We start from the raw sequence: 17,395 nt of genomic DNA on the forward strand, positions 1-17,395 counted from the left end.
TACAGGCGGTATAGCAGCAGTAGAGAATATCGTAGCCAATATAGGCTCGCTGGGTAGTAGAATGCTACGTGGTGTAAAGCGTGTAGGAGAGATGGGAGAAGAGGCACTAGAAAAATTTATCACCTTTCTGCGCACAGCCTACAGAAATATTACTAAAAACGCGAAACAGTTCTTTGAAGATTTTAAGCAGTGGTTGGATGAGTTGATTGTAGCCGTGAAGAAGAAGCTGGGGTTGGTGGATGAGGTGTTAAAAATCAGCGATGAATCCTTACACTTTTTAAAGACGATGGCAGACGATGCCTTGAAATTGCCAACCAAAGAAAGACCTAAAGCCTGTGGAGTATTAGAGGGTATCGAAACGGTATTTAATTATAGTTATAAGAAAAAACTACCTGCTGGAGTATTTCCTGATGATTTGCATCCTTTGGTAGATAAGTGGGTTAGAGAGATGTGGGAGCTTCATATCAAAGGGAAGTTAAGACTTCCCGAACATCATGGAAAATGTGCGGAAGTCATGAATATTTCTCAATATCTCAAAAAGATAGATCCGAAAGGAAAAATGACGATAGAAGAAGCTAGAAAAGCCCTAGAAGGATTTGTAAGTCATGCGAAGCAGATTACAGATGATATTAGAAAGGGGGAAATTGTATTAAAACATGGAGAATATAAAAAGGCTTGTAATAGTTGTAATCCTCAGCTGAAACATTTTAACATAAAAGAATTTAAAGTTAATTAAACATGGAATTTAATAAGGACGTAACTGAATTGCTTAAAAAAGCTGGTTGGAAAGAAGGTAGGAAGGTATCTCTAAAAGAATTAGAACTGCCACTAGATAATTACCCAAACTTTATAATTGAATTCTTACAAGAATATGGAAATCTAAAGATTGATTGCGAGAAACAAGACTATTCAGATGTAGCGAATGAATTATATCTTGATGCTAGTATTCCAAAGGAAAAATTAGAGGGAGATCATTATATCCCATACTATCAATCAATCATTAAGAGAACTTTTTTTCCTATTGGGCTGTATCTGCCTGACAGCTATGATATCTGCTGCGATGTAGACGGCAGAGTGTATAAGATAGGAGAGTATTGCTTTTATGTAGGTAAGAACTTATACGAAGGAATTGAGAACATATTATTAATGAATACCCTTCAATCTTTACAGTTGGATGAAGATACAGGAAAGTGGTGGAATATGAAAGGAGAGTATGTCCCACTTCCATAAGTGATTTTTCTAATTAAAATGCCGAGTATTTTTGCTCGGCATCCATCCCTTTGTTGGTGTTAGAGCGCAGCGTCACCAACAAACACGATAGAATTTTCTGCTGATTGTTGGTGAATAACACCAACAAAGGGGGAATAGAGTAAATAGATATGAAATACATGAGCGTTTTTCGGCAATCCCTAAATAAATATTTTTCCCTTACCTTTGCCTTAAAACAACTTCATGCGCATACATCTCATAGCTATAGGCGGTGCTATTATGCATCAGATAGCCATTACATCGGTTCGGAAAGGTCATCAGGTGTCAGGTTCGGATGATGTCATTCAAGAACCATCGAGATCTAGACTTTTAGAAGCTGGTATTTTGCCAGAAAAGGAAGGTTTTTTTGCAGAGAATATCACCCCAGATATTGATATGGTCATTCTGGGAATGCATGCGAAGTATGACAATCCAGAATTGGCGAGAGCTATCGAGCTGGGTATTAAGGTGCTTTCTTTTCCTGAGTATATTTACGAAAATAGCAAGGATAAAAAACGTGCTGTGATAGCTGGTAGTCATGGCAAGACGAGTATCACCTCTATGGTTATGCATTGTCTGAAACACCAGAATATGGACTTCGATTATCTAGTCGGCAGCTCGGTGGCTGGTTTTGATTATAGTGTCCGATTGAGCGATGCTCCTATCATAGTCATAGAAGGGGATGAATATCTGGCTAGTCCTATCAATAAGGAACCTAAATTTATTTATTACCATGCTCATATAGCCACTATCAGCGGTATAGAGTGGGATCATATCAATGTATTCAAGACAGAAGAAATCTACAATGCGCAGTTTGCTAAATTGGTGCAAAGCATGGGGACCAGCTCTAAACTATTCTTCTATGAAGACGAAAAGATAAGGAAAATAATCACTGGATTGAGAGATGATATAGCCTTAACGTCTTACGAAGCGATCGATTATGAAGTCATCGATGAAGTATTTTATGCGAAAGTTTCAGGAATAAATATCCCTCTCAATGTGATAGGTCGTCATAATATGGAAAATATCCAAGCAGCGAAGCACGTCTGCATAGAGCTAGGAATGACAGAGGGAAACTTCTGGAAAGCTATATCTAGCTTCGGTGGCGCTGGTAGGAGATTGGAGAAAATCGTAGAAGAAAAAAAGCGAATTGTATTCAAAGATTTTGCCCATTCGCCTAGTAAACTGCGAGCGACCATAAAAGGTGTCAAAGAGAATTATCCTACCAAGAATTTGGTCGCTTGCTTTGAAATGCATACCTTTAGTACCTTGACAGAGGAGTTTCTGCCTCAGTATAAGGATAGTATGAATGAGGCGGACACAGCAGTGGTATTTATCGATAAAAAGGTATTAGAAAAGAAAGGCAATCTGCTATTCACAGAAGAAATGATTAGAGGGCATTTTAATAGAGATGATATTCACTTCTTTACGGAACAGGTAGAATTGGAAAAATTTTTGAAAACAATAGGTGATGGGGAATCTGTTTATCTGATGATGAGCAGCGGTACCTTTGGAGGATTGGAGTTGAAAAATATAGGTCTCTCACAATTATAGTTGTCTTTTTAGCCTAATCTAATAAATATATTTAGCAAATTCCTAGTTTAGCAACTTGGTGTCTTTGTGGCTAATTACTTTCTATAAGACTTTGAATATTTATTTCCCGAAATCAGGTTCGAACCACATAGGGACTTGGCTATTGGGGTCATTGTTATAATTAATAGTAATTTCTTCTCCTGGTTTTATATCCTTATAAGCTATGATATGAATTTCTTCTTCTTCGTAATAGCTTTCATAGTCAGCATTCGCTGAGCGACTATGGTTGTATAGTGAACCATAGCCCAGTGCCAGAGCACTTTGCTTATGCTTATCTCCCCATAAAAAGTAGTAGTTAAAAATCTTTGTTTGGTCTATGTATTTTCTATCCTTGGCAGGAAGAACGATCATAGGGCAGACCTCTATTAGAGTACCTTTCTTTATCAATTCATCGGTGAATACTCCTCTTCCTTTGCCTTTGACGTCTTTTATGTATAACATTTTATTATAAGTTGAAAGTTTTAAGTTTAATATTATGATTCTTTTTTTAAGTAAATTGACTATTCAAAATTCAAAACTAAAAATTTAAAATTAAAATATTAAGCGGTATAGATCCATCGCTCACTATCCATACGGATAAAGGCAAATATCATCACTGAAAATGAAAGCAGGGAAGACCCTCCATAGCTCAGGGCTGGCAGAGGAATACCAATAACAGGCACCAATCCTAATGTCATACCTATATTAATAATAAAGTGAAGCATAAATACGCATACGATAGCATAGCCATAAACCTTCGAGAATTTAGAGCTATGTTTTTCGCTTAAGTATAATATTCTAAGCATTAAAAAAACATAAAGCCCTATGACGAGACCGCAACCCAAAAATCCCCATTCTTCACCTATTGTACAAAAAATAAAATCTGTTTCTTTAGCAGGAAGGAAATTCATCTTTGACTGAGTGCCTTTTAGAAATCCCTTTCCTGTAAATTGTCCTGCACCTAATGCTATTTTACTTTGTCGCACATTCCAGTCATTTCCACCCTTGCCCACCAATACATTGATCCGATCTCTCTGGTGTTTGTCTAGTTTGCTCATAACTAGATCTATAGAAATACTATAGATAGCCACAAATGCCGTAATGGTTACTCCAGCTATGATATACTTATTTAAATCTTTACTTTTACGATTAAAAAAAGCTACGATTATGACTAAAATAATCATGCTCAATATGAGATAAATAGGCGACATGAGCAGGGAAAGTATCGAGATAATAACGATAAAAAAACCCGTGAAGATTATGTAGCTGGACATGCCAAATCGATTGAGCAAGAAAGCAAAAGATAAAAACACCAAAGCTGATCCCATATCATGCTGCGCTAAAATGAGAACGAAGGGGACGATGATTATCGCTAGTGCTATCAATAATTTTTTAGTATAGGCGAGGTTGGTTTCTAATTCACTGATGTAATATGCCAATGCTAAGCAAGTTGTAAATTTGGCAAATTCTGAAGGCTGTAGTCGAAAAAAACCTAAGTCTATCCATGCTTTCGCTCCGCCTACTTCTTTTGCAATAAAGAGAACTAGAATAAGCAACAGAAGAATCAGTGCATAATATCCGTAGGCAAAAACACTAAACACCTTGGAACTCATATTGATGATAATAAAACCCAATAGAAGACAAGTTGTAATCCAGATCAACTGTTTTCCATACGTTTGAGATAGGTCATAGATATTAGGATGCTCAGGATTATATCCAGCGGCATATACTGTTATAAGCCCTATGAACATCAACATAAGGTAAGTAAATACTAAGGGCCAATCCAATTTATTAAAAATAGAAGTACTTTTAGCCATAATTATTCGTCTAACTGGAAATTGATAAGATGCCTATTTTTGATACTTGAAAATTTATTTTGACTTGCAGGCGGGAGACTGTCTTTTATATACCGCTCTGCCATAAGAGAGACAATGGGTGCCGCTAGTCCACCACCGCCACCGCCATTTTCTACTATACATGCTATTACTATTTTAGGATTTACCTTTGGAGCAAAGCCGACAAAGATGGAATGGTCCTCACCATGAGGATTTTGTGCTGTTCCCGTTTTACCGCATAGAGCTATACCATTTATTTTGGAGGATCTCGCTGTTCCCCTTTCTACGACCATTTCTAGGCCATCGGTTACTCTGTCGAAATAGTATTTGTCTATAGGTACTGTCACTTTTATTTTTTTATCTTTGTTTGGCACAAATTTCCCTTTTACCTCTATACCTTTAATAACATGTGGTGTAATATAATAACCTTTATTCGCTATGACACAATAGGAGTTAGCCATTTGTAGTGGAGTAGCTAAGATTTCTCCCTGACCAATGCCTAGTGAAATGACTGTGGTCGCTTTCCATGAACTTCTATACATCCTGTTATAATATCCAGTATCGGGAACATTGCCTCTCTTTTCATTTTTTAAATCGATACCTAATTTGCGTCTGAATCCAAATCGACAAATATTAGTATACCAGCGATGGTAATCGTTTTGGAAGTTTTTAGAATTTGTAACCTCGACAGCTTCTCTGAATACTTGACAAAAGTATGGATTACAAGATTGCGTTAATCCTTCTTCAATATTTCTGCATGGGGCGTGTCTATGAGAGCACTTGAGACTTTTGGCGCCTATTGGATAATAGCCAGGGCAATAATATGCAAAATTAGGATTGATAGCCCTCATTTGCAAGGATACTAAGGCTGAAGGAGCTTTGAAAGTAGATCCTGGAGGGTATAAACCCTGAATAGCTCTATTGTATAGTGGTTTATGCTTGTTGAGCAGAAGTTTTGGATAGTATTTATTTCTGCTACCTCCAGTTAATAGATTAGGGTCATAGGTTGGTCCGTTACAAAGGGCTAGTATTTCTCCAGAACTAGGCTCTATGGCTACTATACTTCCTTTTTTATTCGTAAGTAATTCCTCTCCAAATTTTTGTAATTCGATGTCAATAGAGGCTTGTAGGTTCGTACCTGCTTCAGGATCCTTGTCTTGCGAACCATCAGCGTAGCTACCTTTTACTCTATTGAGTGCGTCAACTACTACCGTGCGAATACCTCTTTGACCTCTCAAAATATCTTCATAATAGACTTCTATTCCATTTTTACCGATATAATCTCCACTAAGATAGGTGTATTTTTCAGCATATTCCTTTATCTGAGAAGAGTCTATTTCTCCTACATCTCCGAAAAGCAAGGCTCCATTTGCATACGGATATTCTCGTACAAATCGAGTTTGACCGAAAAATCCTTTATATTTAAATATATGTTCTTGAAATCTCTGATACTGCGAGTCTTCTACATACTTTAGAAAAACATAGGGTCTAAATTGGGAATTTTTTTTAGCCTTTTTCATAGTCTCTAGAAAGTATTCCTTTGTTAAATTGAGATCTTTACATAGTAGATTAGTATCTAATCCTGCATCTACCTCAGCATAGGTTACCATGATTTCAAACTGATTCGTATTATGAACTATAAGCACATTATTTCGGTCATAAATCAATCCTCTGGAAGGGTAGTCTATGAGCTCCTTAATAGCATTATCCTTAGCTTTAAATTGATATTTATTATCAATGACTTGTATATAAAACAAATTGATAAGGAAGAGAAATGAAAAGAATATTATCACTCCTTGAATCATTTTAATTCGCTGAGGAAATATATCTTGCATAAATTCTTTGGGCTAAATTGCTATTATAATTTGAAAGGGAAGCAAAAGTAAAAAAACAAATCTGAATTATCCAAAAGTTTTATATTTGCATTCCCGTTTTTAAAACGGTAGTGTTCTTTTAGGTATGGTCGGGTGGCCGAGCGGCTAGGCAGAGGTCTGCAAAACCTCGTACAGCGGTTCGAATCCGCTCTCGACCTCTTTTTTTAGGTCTTGCATTTATAGAAATTGTTTTTATATTTGCAATCCATTTTTATCAGTAAATCGATAAATGCGAAAGTAGCTCAGTTGGTAGAGCACAACCTTGCCAAGGTTGGGGTCGCGAGTTCGAGTCTCGTCTTTCGCTCTCTTTCCAATTTTAGAACATACCTTGGTGGTGGAATTGGTAGACACGCAGGACTTAAAATCCTGTGGGCAGTAATGTCCGTGCGGGTTCAAGTCCCGCCCGAGGTACTCAATTTGGGCATAAGCATCTAAGGTTTGTGCCCAGATTATTCTTCAATTCTTTTAATTTCTATAACCCCTTCTAGTGCTTTTAGGTTTTTAATAAGCGTCTCTAATTGCTCTATGTCATTGACATACAGCTTTACCGTACCTTCAAATATACCTTCTTCACTTTCTATAGATATAGATCGGATGTTGACGTTATAATCCTCTGATATGATCTTAGTCATTTTATTAATTAACCCCAGTCCGTCGATACCATTTAATTTAAATCCAGTTAGAAAGGCTATTTCTTTAGATTGACTCCACTTCGTTTTTACGATACGATAATTGTATTTGCTCATCAGCTGCACTGCATTAGGACAGTTGACCCGATGTATTTTTACCCCTTCATTGATAGTAATGAATCCAAAGACATCGTCTCCAGGTATAGGATTGCAGCAGGGGGCATAGCTATACTGAATTTTTGAACCATCTTCTCCCATAATGAGAAGATCGGAATTTTGTTTTAGCGTCTCCTTAACTTTTTGAATGACCTCTTGGTCCGATATCTTGGAGTTATCTTCTTTAAGTTTCTTTGGTTTATCTAGTTTTATATTACCCCCTACAACTTTGAATTTTTTTAAGTCTTGCAGATTGACCTTATCATTTTTAATATCGCAAAGAAGACTTAAGTGATTGACATGCTTGTAATGATTTACTAAGATCTGAAGATTTTCTTGATTATAATCTGCATGAATAGCAGATAGCTTTCGCTGAAGAATTTCCTTACCAAATGCCGCTTCTGACCTTATCTCTGATTTAAGGGAATTTTTTATCGCTGATTTGGCTTTAGATGTAGTTACTATATTGAGCCAATCCTCGTTAGGTTTTTGTTTAGAACTCGTCAATATTTCTATCTGTGTACCGTTTTCAATCTTGTGCGAAATGGGCACCAGTTTATGGTTGACTTTTGCTCCGATACATTTTCTGCCTACGCCAGAATGTATCTCAAAAGCAAAGTCTAGTATAGTACTTCCTTGAGGCATCATCTTTAAATCACCCTTAGGCGTGAATACATAGATTTCTTCATTATACAAATCCAGCTTGAAATCATCGACTAAATCGAGGGCATTATCATTGGAGGCTCTGAGTTTTTCAGACATTTTTTTCAACCACTCATCTACCGGATTTTTTTCACTTCCTGTTCTTCCTTCTTTATAGAATAAATGAGCCGCTACTCCCTTTTCTGCTATTTCATCCATACGGGATGTTCTAATCTGAACTTCTATAAATTTACCATTCGGCCCCATCACCGTTGTATGCAAGGCTTCATATCCATTTGATTTTGGTTTCGAAATCCAATCGCGCAATCTTTCCGAGGATGGGATATAGTTTTCTGTAATTATAGAATAAACATTCCAGCATTCTTGTTTTTCTTTTTCGAATGGTACATCTAATATGATTCTGATAGCTAATAAGTCAAACACTTCTTCAAAAGGCACTCCTTTCTTATGAATTTTGTTCCAAATGGAATATATTGATTTTGGCCTTCCATAGATTTTAAACTTATACCCCATTTTATTCAACCGTTCTTCTATTGGTTGAATAAATTCATTAATTTGTTTAGTTCGTTGTCGCTTAGTCTCCTTAAGTTTGAGTGCAATTTCTCGAAACTCTTTTGGCTCTAAGTATTTTAATGATAAATCTTCCAATTCCGTTTTAATAGCATGCAATCCTATTCTATTAGCTAGTGGTGCATAGAGGAATAAGGTTTCGGAAGCTATTTTTTTCTGCTTATCAGGTGCCATAGCATCCATAGTTCGCATATTGTGCAGTCTATCTGCTATTTTTATCAGTATGACTCGTACATCCTCTGCTAGAGTTATGATTAATTTTTTATAATTCTCAACCTGCAGAGAAGAGCTGGTATCTATCATGTGCGAAATCTTCGTAAGCCCCTCTATAATTTTTGCTACTTCATTTCCCAATGAGATCTGAATTTCTTCTAAGGTCAAATCGGTATCTTCTACGGTATCGTGAAGCAAAGCGCAAATTGCGGAGGTTACACCCAAACCAATTTCTTCCGCGACAATCTGTGCTACAGCTATCGGGTGGAATATGTATAATTCACCAGACTTTCGTCTAGTTTTACTATGCGCATCTACAGCCATTTCGAATGCATGGCGAAGACTTTTCTTAGAGCTTGGATTTAGTCTATTTTTAAGGGTGCGCAAAAGCTTTCTATACTCTTTGGAGATAAGTTTTTTCTCATTTTCAATATCGTAAAGCTCAAAATTGATGCGCTCCATTAAATTAAGTAAAATTAGTGGTCAGTTTTTTGACTTATGTTTTTATTCTACGTAGGAATTATAAGTTATGAGTGAATTGACTAAGAAAAAATTCTAATACAATTTACCTAATTATAATGCAAATATCTAAATTCTTATAATCTTTTAGACATATCTACTCATCTACAAATCAATCTATAACACCACTTCCTATTAATTCCTCTCCATGATACCAAGCTGCAAACTGACCAGCTGCAATACTTGACATCCATTCCTCAAATATAATAAAAAGTCCGGAATCCTTCATAATTAAATTAGCTTTTGCTAATTTCTGACGATAGCGAATACGAACGTGAAATTCTTCCATTTCGCCAATCGATAAGGCCATATCTTCTCGTATCCAATGGAGATCTTTGTTAGGTATAAATAAACCTTTTCTCAATAGTCCAGCATGACTATCCCCTTTCCCTACATAAATGATATTATTTGTCGAATCTTTGGCGATAACAAAAATCGGTAGCTCTGTGCCACCTATACCTAGTCCTTTTCTTTGCCCCACGGTATAAAATTGCACGCCTTGATGCCTACCTATTACTTTCCCATAACTTGCTATGAGTTGGTATGGGCGGCAAATCGTTTCTATTTCTTGGTCGGGATAATTGAAACAATGATGTTGAGTGTCAATTTCTATAACATCGCCAAGTTTTGGCTTTAGCTGTTCTTGCAGAAAAACAGGGAGTTTTACCTTTCCTATAAAGCAAAGACCTTGGGAATCCTTTTTTTCAGCTGTGATAAGGTCGTATTTTTTTGCCAGTTCTCGTACCTCATGTTTTTGCAGATGTCCAATGGGGAAGAGGGCTTTTGATAGCTGGTATTGATTGATTTGACATAGAAAATAACTTTGGTCTTTATTCAAATCTACTCCTGCTAGCAGTCTATGTATCGTCCTTCCATTTTTATCTATAGATTCTTTTCTGCAGTAATGGCCTGTGGCTACATATTGTGCACCTAGTTTTAATGCGGCATCGAGAAATACATCAAATTTAATTTCTCTATTGCATAGTACATCTGGATTTGGCGTTCTTCCTCTTTCGTACTCTGCGTGCATATAATCAACGATACGTTTTTTATATATTTCTGACAGGTCAAGAACTTGAAAGGGTATCCCTAGTTTGTTTGCTACTAAGAGAGCATCGTTGCTATCGTCTATCCATGGACATTCATTATTGATGACTACTGAATTATCATTCCAGTTTCTCATAAAGACACCTATGACATCATAGCCTTGCTCTACGAGAATTGCTGCGGTTACGCTACTGTCTACGCCACCAGAAAGACCCACTACTACTCGTACTTTTGTCATGGTTTATGCTATTAAATTATGTCTTGATTTGTATTTTTCCCACGTAAAAATTAAAGCTAGTACATAAGTACTAAGACATGGTATCTTATATCGATCTAAAGCTCCGAAATTATAACTCGTAAATCCTACAACCATTCCATAGAATAAACTAAATCCCATAAGCGCTATGGCTTGTGGTGAACTAAAAAACGCCGTAAAGAAATAAATAATTCGCATTTTAAAAATAGAATAGACCGTAATTAATAAAAAGAACAAGCTCTGCAAAGCACTTAGAAAAACTATTGGCTTACCAGCCTCCCACAAAAATGGTCGAAAAAAAGTAACAGCTATGGACACTGGAATTTTATCGACAAGACCAGAGGTCGTATAGTCTATGTCTCCTAGTGAATAGGCACTACCCTGCAAAGTTGCATGCCAGCTTTGAAATCCTTTAGAGGTATCCATCAATTTTTCAACAGATAATTCTTGAAAGAATTGAGTCAAGTACTGCAAACTAGCAGTTATCGAAATAGCGGCTATAGCTATGAAAAAAGGTGCTATAAGAATACGAATGGAAAGTGAAGGGATGCTATTGAACCTCAAATTAATAATCCAAAGTAATATAAATGGGAATGAAGCCATTAGAAAGAAACTGCGTATAGAGAATAATAGATAAGAGCCTATAAGAAGGTAAACCAGATAACCTATTTTATATTTACCATGACCAAAAAAATTGACTAGACCTATAATGAATAAATAAAGTCCACCTAAGGTAAAAGTGTCTTTGAATAATCCTGAGCCCCAAAAAATGACAGAAGGCATAAAGAAAATGGCATAACCTACTTTTTTTTTGCTTATACTGGAATTGTCTACAAAAAAACGATAGAACTTCCAAGAGCAAAAAAATGAAAAGAAACTACATATAATAGACGTAAGGTAGAATGAGTTAAGTGTAAAGGTATTTAAAAGAAGCGCAATCTTAGTCATAGTGAAGGTAGCTTTTGAATACCAATATTCATGCTGGATATTATATTGAATAAAGCTCAATTCATTATATTTTCTTAAATTTTCCTGAACTAAGATACTGGGTAATTGATCAATATTACCTAACACATAATCCAGAAGTAATGCCCCACTGCGACAATACTCCGTAGTATCTCCACCTCCGTAATAAAACTCATATATGACTACAGCGCAGGTAGCCCCAAACAATTTTAGTAAAAACCCTGAGCTAAAAAAGAATTTATCGTCTGCATCTGTTATTCTGTATGTTCTATAATATAATACGAAAAAAAGTGGCAGACCAATGTAGATTATACCCAAAAGAATGTGTAAAATAAACACCGTATAGTATTAATGAAATCTTATCCTCTCAAAATGGGAAACGTCATACAATGCGGTCCACCTCTGGCTCTGGAAAGCTCTGTTGATGGAATAGTGATTATGGTCTTCTCATATTTATCAGGGTTGAAATCACCATAATTCCATTGTTTAGCAATGTCTCTTCCACTTACGATTTCGTAGCCCTGCTCATAAAGAGCTTCCGCAGTTTTTACATTTCTATCGTAGGCAATAGCCACTCCATCTCTGATGGCAACTAAATTGCAGCCATCTGTCCATTGTTCTCGCTCGTCATAAGGGTATTTACCATTGCCACAAAGAATAAATTTCATATTAGGATTGGCCGATAGAAAGAAGGATTCCAGCGTAGAAAACTCTTTGTTGCTTCCATCTTTATTGAATTGAGTAACTTTAATTAAATTAGATTTCAATGTGTTTTCATAAATTACAAATTCTTCCTTGCTAATTTGAGTAAATAAAGTGTCAATATGCATGCAAGCCCTGTCTTTAGGAATTACTATTCTTACAACATGATCAATTACTCCTTTTTGAAATAAGAAATTTTTTAAATATTCAATAGCCTCTGGTGTAGTTCGCTCACTGCAACCTACTAAGAGATAATTATCCTGAAAGACCATGACGTCTCCTCCTTCAATGGTGCAATCTTCCCCGGCTTCAGTCATATCGATTATTTTAGCATCGTTATTTTCTTGACAAGATTTAAATAATGGATGAAAATAACATATCACACGGGTGAGAACTCCTTCTCTGTTTCGAGCCTTTTTGGATGGATTACAAATGAGTAAATGATCCTTTACCATAACTGCTATATCTCTCGTAAATACATAATTAGGTAATGGGGTTAATAATGATTCATCGGTTTCCTCTAATAATCCTGTGAAGAGGGTATAGACTAGATCTTTATTCGATAGCGATTTAATTTTTTCTCTTACCTCATCTGTCAATCTCTCCTGAGCAAAAAGGTATTTAAAGAATTTTTCTCGATTTTTTTCATCAATAGTTTCAAAAACTTCTAGAAGCAGATCTTCCGTATCTAGTACATTTTCCTCACCTATAAATGCAGAGAGTATATCGATGAATTTTTGGTGCTCTTCTCTCATAGTTTGCAGATGTACGATATCATCATAGAGATATTCTAAGGCGTTACTTGGGGTAACTACCTCTATACCATCATCTGGGTAATGCACAATTACCTTTTTCAGCGTATCAACTTCGCTTTTACAAAATACCGTATCCATATTGTTTATTTTTTTTCTAGGAAAATTTCTGCCATCATGCAGCGTGCGCTGCCACCGCCTATTGTCTCTATGAGGTCAATAGATACCGGTAAAATGGCTGCATATTTTTCGATCTGCATTTTTTGAGATTCTGTCAGAGCCCTAAAAGCCCTGCGACTCATGACGAGAAATAATTCGCCGTCTTTATTCTCTACTTGTAGCATATTACCTGCAAAACTTTCGAGTAATTGTTCATTAGAAAGATACACAACTTCTAAATTCGTAGATTTAAATTTGGCCTCGAGCATTGCTCTTTCAGCTTCATTTGTTACGGTATCTAAACCTATAACTACATAGCCACTTCCAATACACATAACTACATTGGTATGATAAATAAGTGTACCACTATTATCGAATGAATGAAAACTTACAGCCTCATAGTTTATTTGACGACAATAGTCTTGATATAAAGCTAGTTCTGTTCGAGGAGATAGGCAAGCATAAGCTACCCGATTGGTATGGTCAAAGACTATGCTACCCGTACCTTCTAGCGCTATATCTTTCTGCTCATTTTCACTAAGGTCTAATACTCTGGTCACATGATATTTAGCTTGGATGGTATCGATTATGTCTTGCCTTTTTTCAAGCTGTCTATTATAATTCTTCATAGGAAAGATGGTTACAGTTCCATCTTGAGACATGCTGATCCAGTTATTGGGAAAAATAGCGTCTGGTTTTTCAGGTTGAGGGGTATCTTCGATAACATGAACATTTATTTTTTCAGCGGTCAGTTCGGTGACCATTTTATCAAACTCCTGCTGAGCAGTCCTGAGAATTTCCTCTTTGCCTAAATCTTCAATATTGGTTTGAAACTCATTCGATTGAGCTGTTTCATAGTTAAATTGAAACGAGGCTGGTCTAATCATCAGAATATTCGATGTGGACTGCTTCATGATATCACGGTCAAAATTTTCTAAGAGATAGCAATCTAGAATCCTGTAAGCGAAACACCTATAGAATATTGTCTTAAATCTAAATTGTTATAATTTCTATTGTCTTTTATGAGTTGATTCATGCCGTAGTAGCCAAAGAGATTGATAGCTCCATAACCGACTCTAAAGGTAGCTCCATAACGAAATGATGCTAATTCATCAAAAGGCCCCACCTTCATAGTTTGCTCCCTTTGAATAATTTTATCGTAATAGCTTACTTTCGAATTTGTAGTCAAGTTTAACCCAGCTCTGATGCCTGCGGCTACCTTTATTCGGCTTCTACCATTGATAGGCTTAGAGCGATATCTGATTTCAAAAGGTACTTCTAGCCAAGATGAATAAAAACTAGAGCCGTCATAGTTAAAATTAGATCCTGGTGCGAAGCTAGGGTCTTTTTGTGCACTGATAAATGTAGTTCCTTGTGCATTTTGAGTCAAAACAGAACCATCTAAATTAACTTTACTAAATGTAAATCCAATACCTGGTGCTACACTAAAGCCAGTTTTATCGATAGGTAGATCGTAGAGAAAATAGAATCCTAGGTTAGGATTGAATACATTGGATTTATAAAATGAATCTGGACTACCATTGATGACATTGTCAAAGGTAATATTAAACATAAAGTGGTCATGTCCTTCGTCTGAAAGTTTGATTTTTTTGGATTCAGGTGCTTTCATGGCGGTGTGTGACGAGCTAGAGGCTGAGCTAGATGGAGTAGGAGTGGTCTGAGCCTTCGCTACTAAACTTAGAATTAATAAGCTCGCTAATAGATTAGATTTTATCATGTAAATGTCAATTTTGAGAATGGCAAATGTACACTAAAAATTTCATTTAGAGACTATGACTAGGTTTTTAATAGGAATATTCATACATTTTTTAACGCTTCTATCATTGAGTGCTGGATTACTTAAGACCATATACTTTATTAGGTTTCAGAGTTTTTCAGTAAGCTTTATTTAATTAAAAACTTTAAATTAATTACCAAGACTATTGAGTTAACCAGTATCTAAGTACACTCCTAGTGGAATTTTTAATTTATCTCTATTTCATAGCTCTTTATACCTTTGCCTTTAATCAATATCCTATGCGCAAAGAAGTCAAAGTTTTTATCCTACTCGGTTGTGTTTTTGTCGCCAACGTCATTCTGGCTGAGTTTATAGGTGTTAAGATATTTTCATTGACGGCCAGTATGGGATTACCAGATTGGAATTATACTCTATTCGGTCAGCCCATGTCGCTGCAATACACGGCTGGGGTCTTGATTTGGCCAGTGGTTTTCGTCTTGACGGATATTATCAATGACTATTATGGTAGGAAAGGGGTTCGCTTTCTTACCTTTCTTGCAGTGGGTATTTCGCTCTACGCATTCTTTGTAGTCAATCTAGCCATAAATTTAGAACCCGCTATGTGGTGGAAGATGGTCAATCAAGATCAGGGTATACCTGACTTAAACTTAGCTTACAAACAGATTTTTGGGCAGGGGAATAATATTATTATTGGTTCGCTCATGGCATTCGTTTTAGGTCAGTTTATCGATGTCATGGTGTTTCAAAAACTAAAACAAACCCAAAAAGGAAGTCAGCTATGGGTGCGGGCTACTGTGTCTACCTTGGTGTCGCAGTTTATCGATAGTTTTGTCGTGATATTTATTGCCTTTTATCTAGGGCAGGGATGGCCTTTGAGTCAGGTTTTATCTGTATCTACCAATAACTATATTTATAAAGGATTGGTGGCCATTCTCATGATTCCGGTCTTACATTTTATACATTTAGCTATAGAGAAATATCTCGGAAATTCACTGGCAGAGCATATGCGAGCGAGTGCATTGAAAAATAAACTGGAATTTTAGAAATTATGCTTATTTTTGGTCGTTAAATTTGAGTTAAACTTTAGTTTACGATGATTCAAGAGTATGATAAATATGTAGACGAAGACCACGAAGTGTGGTCTATTTTATATAGCAGAATGATGGAAATATTGCCTCGATATTCTTCGCAGGCATATTTAGAGGGTATTCAGGATGTAGGACTAGAAGGCGATCGCATTCCCAATTTTGACGAGTGTAATGTGAAATTATCGAAGAAAACCGGCTGGAAAATATATGTAGTACCAGGTTTGATAGATAATAAACCGTTTTTTGAGCATTTGAGCAATCGGGAATTTCCATCGAGCACTTGGTTGAGAAAAAAATCACAACTTGAATATCTCGAGGAACCAGATATGTTTCATGATATCTTCGGTCATGTACCGCTATTGGCTAATTTACATTTTGCCAATTTCCTATCAGAGTTAGCAGGAATAGCGTTAGAACATATCGAGAATGAATGGGCTGTGGAGATATTGTCTAGATTGTATTGGTACACGGTCGAATTTGGATTAATTAAGGAAGGTAATGGTCTGAAGGTTTATGGCGCAGGTATACTATCATCAAGCGGTGAGACTCAGTATTCCATTGATTCGGATATTCCACAACGCATGCCTTATGATGTGAAAAAAATATTTCAAACCCCTTATATCAAGGATAAATTTCAGGAGCAATATTTCGTTATTGACTCATATGAGCAACTTTACAAAAGTATTCCTGAAATCAAATCCGTATTAGCACAAGAACTAAAATCCGCTGCCATTTGATCGAATTCTACCCCACCAAATTTGATTAATTAATTTGCTTGCATATTTAAAAGGTAAGATCATATCTACCACCCCTACCTCTGTTATTATGGAGGTAGGTAGTGGTATGGGTTTTGAAGTTCAAATAACCCTTACTACATATAATTTTCTGAAGGAAAAGTCTGATGCACTTCTTTATACCTATTTGCATATCAAGAAGGATGGTCAGACATTTTCTGGCTATGATATCTTTGGATTTAGTGAATACGAGGACAAAAATTTATTTGTCTTACTGCTTGATGTATCGGGTATAGGTGCCAATACTGCTCGCCTTATGCTCAATGCTTTATCACACAGCGAAATTAAAAGAGCTATTATCTCTGAAGATGAGCGAACACTTTCTGGAATCAAAGGTATAGGTCCCAAGACTGCTAAAAGATTGATTTTAGAACTAAAAGATAAAGTGTTAAAAGTGACCGATGCAGATGTACCTATGCTCAAGGCAGAAAATAAAATCAAGGATGATGCGTTAATAGCTTTAGTAACCCTTGGTTATCAAAGAAATAATGTGATGAAGGTACTCAATACTATAGAATCAAAAGCTGATGCTAAATCAGTAGAAGACTTTATTAAATTGGCACTGAAGTCTTTGTAAATTTAGTTTAAGAATA

At 36.2% G+C, this 17,395-nt stretch carries 15 protein-coding genes and 3 tRNA genes; 9 read left to right on the plus strand and 9 right to left on the minus strand.

The annotated features are described in order from the left end of the window. The 3 genes from JNL75_07070 to JNL75_07080 all read left to right on the plus strand — a co-directional run. Positions 1–736: hypothetical protein (locus tag JNL75_07070; protein MBL7789579.1), on the plus strand; the 736-nt coding region annotated here is incomplete at its 5' end. A gap of 2 nt (positions 737–738) precedes the next feature. Then, entirely contained in the window at positions 739–1,230 is a 492-nt protein-coding gene (locus JNL75_07075; protein ID MBL7789580.1) for an SUKH-3 domain-containing protein, read from the plus strand. Between the two features lie 222 nt (positions 1,231–1,452). Next, positions 1,453–2,802: a peptidoglycan synthetase gene (locus tag JNL75_07080; GenBank protein MBL7789581.1), complete on the plus strand. Its 1,350-nt coding sequence runs from the start codon at positions 1,453–1,455 to the stop codon at positions 2,800–2,802. Between the two features lie 99 nt (positions 2,803–2,901). On the opposite strand, the gene JNL75_07085 is transcribed toward JNL75_07080, so the two are convergent. The 3 genes from JNL75_07085 to mrdA all read right to left on the minus strand — a co-directional run bounded on the left by JNL75_07085 (position 2,902) and on the right by mrdA (position 6,490). Next, entirely contained in the window at positions 2,902–3,282 is a 381-nt protein-coding gene (locus tag JNL75_07085) for an SET domain-containing protein-lysine N-methyltransferase (protein MBL7789582.1), read from the minus strand. 98 nt (positions 3,283–3,380) lie between these two features. Next, on the minus strand, positions 3,381–4,637 hold the full coding sequence (locus tag JNL75_07090) for a rod shape-determining protein RodA (GenBank protein ID MBL7789583.1): 1,257 nt from the start codon (positions 4,635–4,637) through the stop codon (positions 3,381–3,383). A gap of 2 nt (positions 4,638–4,639) precedes the next feature. Beyond that, positions 4,640–6,490, minus strand: a complete 1,851-nt coding sequence (gene mrdA, locus JNL75_07095) for a penicillin-binding protein 2 (GenBank protein ID MBL7789584.1) — start codon at positions 6,488–6,490, stop codon at positions 4,640–4,642. 126 nt (positions 6,491–6,616) lie between these two features. On the opposite strand from mrdA, the gene JNL75_07100 reads away from it, so the two are divergent. The 3 genes from JNL75_07100 (at position 6,617) to JNL75_07110 (ending at position 6,940) form a co-directional block, all read left to right on the plus strand. Next, a tRNA-Cys gene (locus tag JNL75_07100) sits at positions 6,617–6,687 on the plus strand. Between the two features lie 73 nt (positions 6,688–6,760). Beyond that, positions 6,761–6,833: transfer RNA gene (locus tag JNL75_07105), tRNA-Gly, on the plus strand. Between the two features lie 21 nt (positions 6,834–6,854). Further along, positions 6,855–6,940 (plus strand) — tRNA-Leu (locus JNL75_07110). Between the two features lie 38 nt (positions 6,941–6,978). Here JNL75_07110 and JNL75_07115 read toward each other — a convergent pair. The 6 genes from JNL75_07115 to JNL75_07140 all read right to left on the minus strand — a co-directional run bounded on the left by JNL75_07115 (position 6,979) and on the right by JNL75_07140 (position 14,899). Further along, positions 6,979–9,222, minus strand: a complete 2,244-nt coding sequence (locus JNL75_07115) for a bifunctional (p)ppGpp synthetase/guanosine-3',5'-bis(diphosphate) 3'-pyrophosphohydrolase (GenBank protein ID MBL7789585.1) — start codon at positions 9,220–9,222, stop codon at positions 6,979–6,981. Between the two features lie 169 nt (positions 9,223–9,391). Then, positions 9,392–10,564 (minus strand): tRNA 2-thiouridine(34) synthase MnmA, encoded by a 1,173-nt coding sequence (mnmA, locus tag JNL75_07120; protein ID MBL7789586.1) that lies wholly within the window; start codon positions 10,562–10,564, stop codon positions 9,392–9,394. 3 nt (positions 10,565–10,567) lie between these two features. After that, a complete protein-coding gene (locus JNL75_07125; protein MBL7789587.1) occupies positions 10,568–11,887 on the minus strand; it encodes a hypothetical protein in 1,320 nt (439 codons plus the stop codon). 20 nt (positions 11,888–11,907) lie between these two features. Next, on the minus strand, positions 11,908–13,143 hold the full coding sequence (locus JNL75_07130; protein MBL7789588.1) for a hypothetical protein: 1,236 nt from the start codon (positions 13,141–13,143) through the stop codon (positions 11,908–11,910). A gap of 5 nt (positions 13,144–13,148) precedes the next feature. Beyond that, positions 13,149–14,075 carry an amidinotransferase gene (locus JNL75_07135; GenBank protein ID MBL7789589.1) on the minus strand — a complete coding sequence of 309 codons (927 nt, stop codon included), beginning with the start codon at positions 14,073–14,075 and terminating at the stop codon, positions 13,149–13,151. 35 nt (positions 14,076–14,110) lie between these two features. Further along, complete coding sequence (locus JNL75_07140; protein ID MBL7789590.1) at positions 14,111–14,899, minus strand: hypothetical protein; 789 nt, start codon at positions 14,897–14,899, stop codon at positions 14,111–14,113. 299 nt (positions 14,900–15,198) lie between these two features. On the opposite strand from JNL75_07140, the gene JNL75_07145 reads away from it, so the two are divergent. The 3 genes from JNL75_07145 to ruvA are packed head-to-tail and all read left to right on the plus strand — an operon-like array spanning position 15,199 to position 17,379. Continuing rightward, positions 15,199–15,963 carry a queuosine precursor transporter gene (locus JNL75_07145; protein MBL7789591.1) on the plus strand — a complete coding sequence of 255 codons (765 nt, stop codon included), beginning with the start codon at positions 15,199–15,201 and terminating at the stop codon, positions 15,961–15,963. Between the two features lie 50 nt (positions 15,964–16,013). After that, the gene (locus tag JNL75_07150) at positions 16,014–16,745 is read left to right on the plus strand and encodes a phenylalanine 4-monooxygenase (protein ID MBL7789592.1); all 732 of its coding nucleotides are present in this window, start codon (positions 16,014–16,016) and stop codon (positions 16,743–16,745) included. A 34-nt stretch (positions 16,746–16,779) separates the two neighbouring features. Further along, positions 16,780–17,379 carry a Holliday junction branch migration protein RuvA gene (gene ruvA / locus JNL75_07155; GenBank protein MBL7789593.1) on the plus strand — a complete coding sequence of 200 codons (600 nt, stop codon included), beginning with the start codon at positions 16,780–16,782 and terminating at the stop codon, positions 17,377–17,379. Positions 17,380–17,395 lie beyond the last annotated feature (16 nt).

This window comes from Chitinophagales bacterium, assembly GCA_016787225.1.
Taxonomy (GTDB): Bacteria; Bacteroidota; Bacteroidia; order Chitinophagales; family JADJOU01; genus CHPMRC01.

Bases quoted from the DNA above. Each gene is read 5' to 3' on its own strand.
- JNL75_07090 (MBL7789583.1), bottom strand. From the start codon at position 4,637: ATGGCTAAAAGTACTTCTATTTTTAATAAATTGGATTGGCCCTTAGTA.
- JNL75_07135 (MBL7789589.1), bottom strand. From the start codon at position 14,075: ATGAAGCAGTCCACATCGAATATTCTGATGATTAGACCAGCCTCGTTT.
- JNL75_07140 (MBL7789590.1), bottom strand. From the start codon at position 14,899: ATGATAAAATCTAATCTATTAGCGAGCTTATTAATTCTAAGTTTAGTA.
- JNL75_07075 (MBL7789580.1), top strand. From the start codon at position 739: ATGGAATTTAATAAGGACGTAACTGAATTGCTTAAAAAAGCTGGTTGG.
- JNL75_07145 (MBL7789591.1), top strand. From the start codon at position 15,199: ATGCGCAAAGAAGTCAAAGTTTTTATCCTACTCGGTTGTGTTTTTGTC.
- JNL75_07115 (MBL7789585.1), bottom strand. From the start codon at position 9,222: ATGGAGCGCATCAATTTTGAGCTTTACGATATTGAAAATGAGAAAAAA.
- JNL75_07150 (MBL7789592.1), top strand. From the start codon at position 16,014: ATGATTCAAGAGTATGATAAATATGTAGACGAAGACCACGAAGTGTGG.
- mnmA (MBL7789586.1), bottom strand. From the start codon at position 10,564: ATGACAAAAGTACGAGTAGTAGTGGGTCTTTCTGGTGGCGTAGACAGT.
- JNL75_07085 (MBL7789582.1), bottom strand. From the start codon at position 3,282: ATGTTATACATAAAAGACGTCAAAGGCAAAGGAAGAGGAGTATTCACC.
- JNL75_07130 (MBL7789588.1), bottom strand. From the start codon at position 13,143: ATGGATACGGTATTTTGTAAAAGCGAAGTTGATACGCTGAAAAAGGTA.
- JNL75_07080 (MBL7789581.1), top strand. From the start codon at position 1,453: ATGCGCATACATCTCATAGCTATAGGCGGTGCTATTATGCATCAGATA.
- mrdA (MBL7789584.1), bottom strand. From the start codon at position 6,490: ATGCAAGATATATTTCCTCAGCGAATTAAAATGATTCAAGGAGTGATA.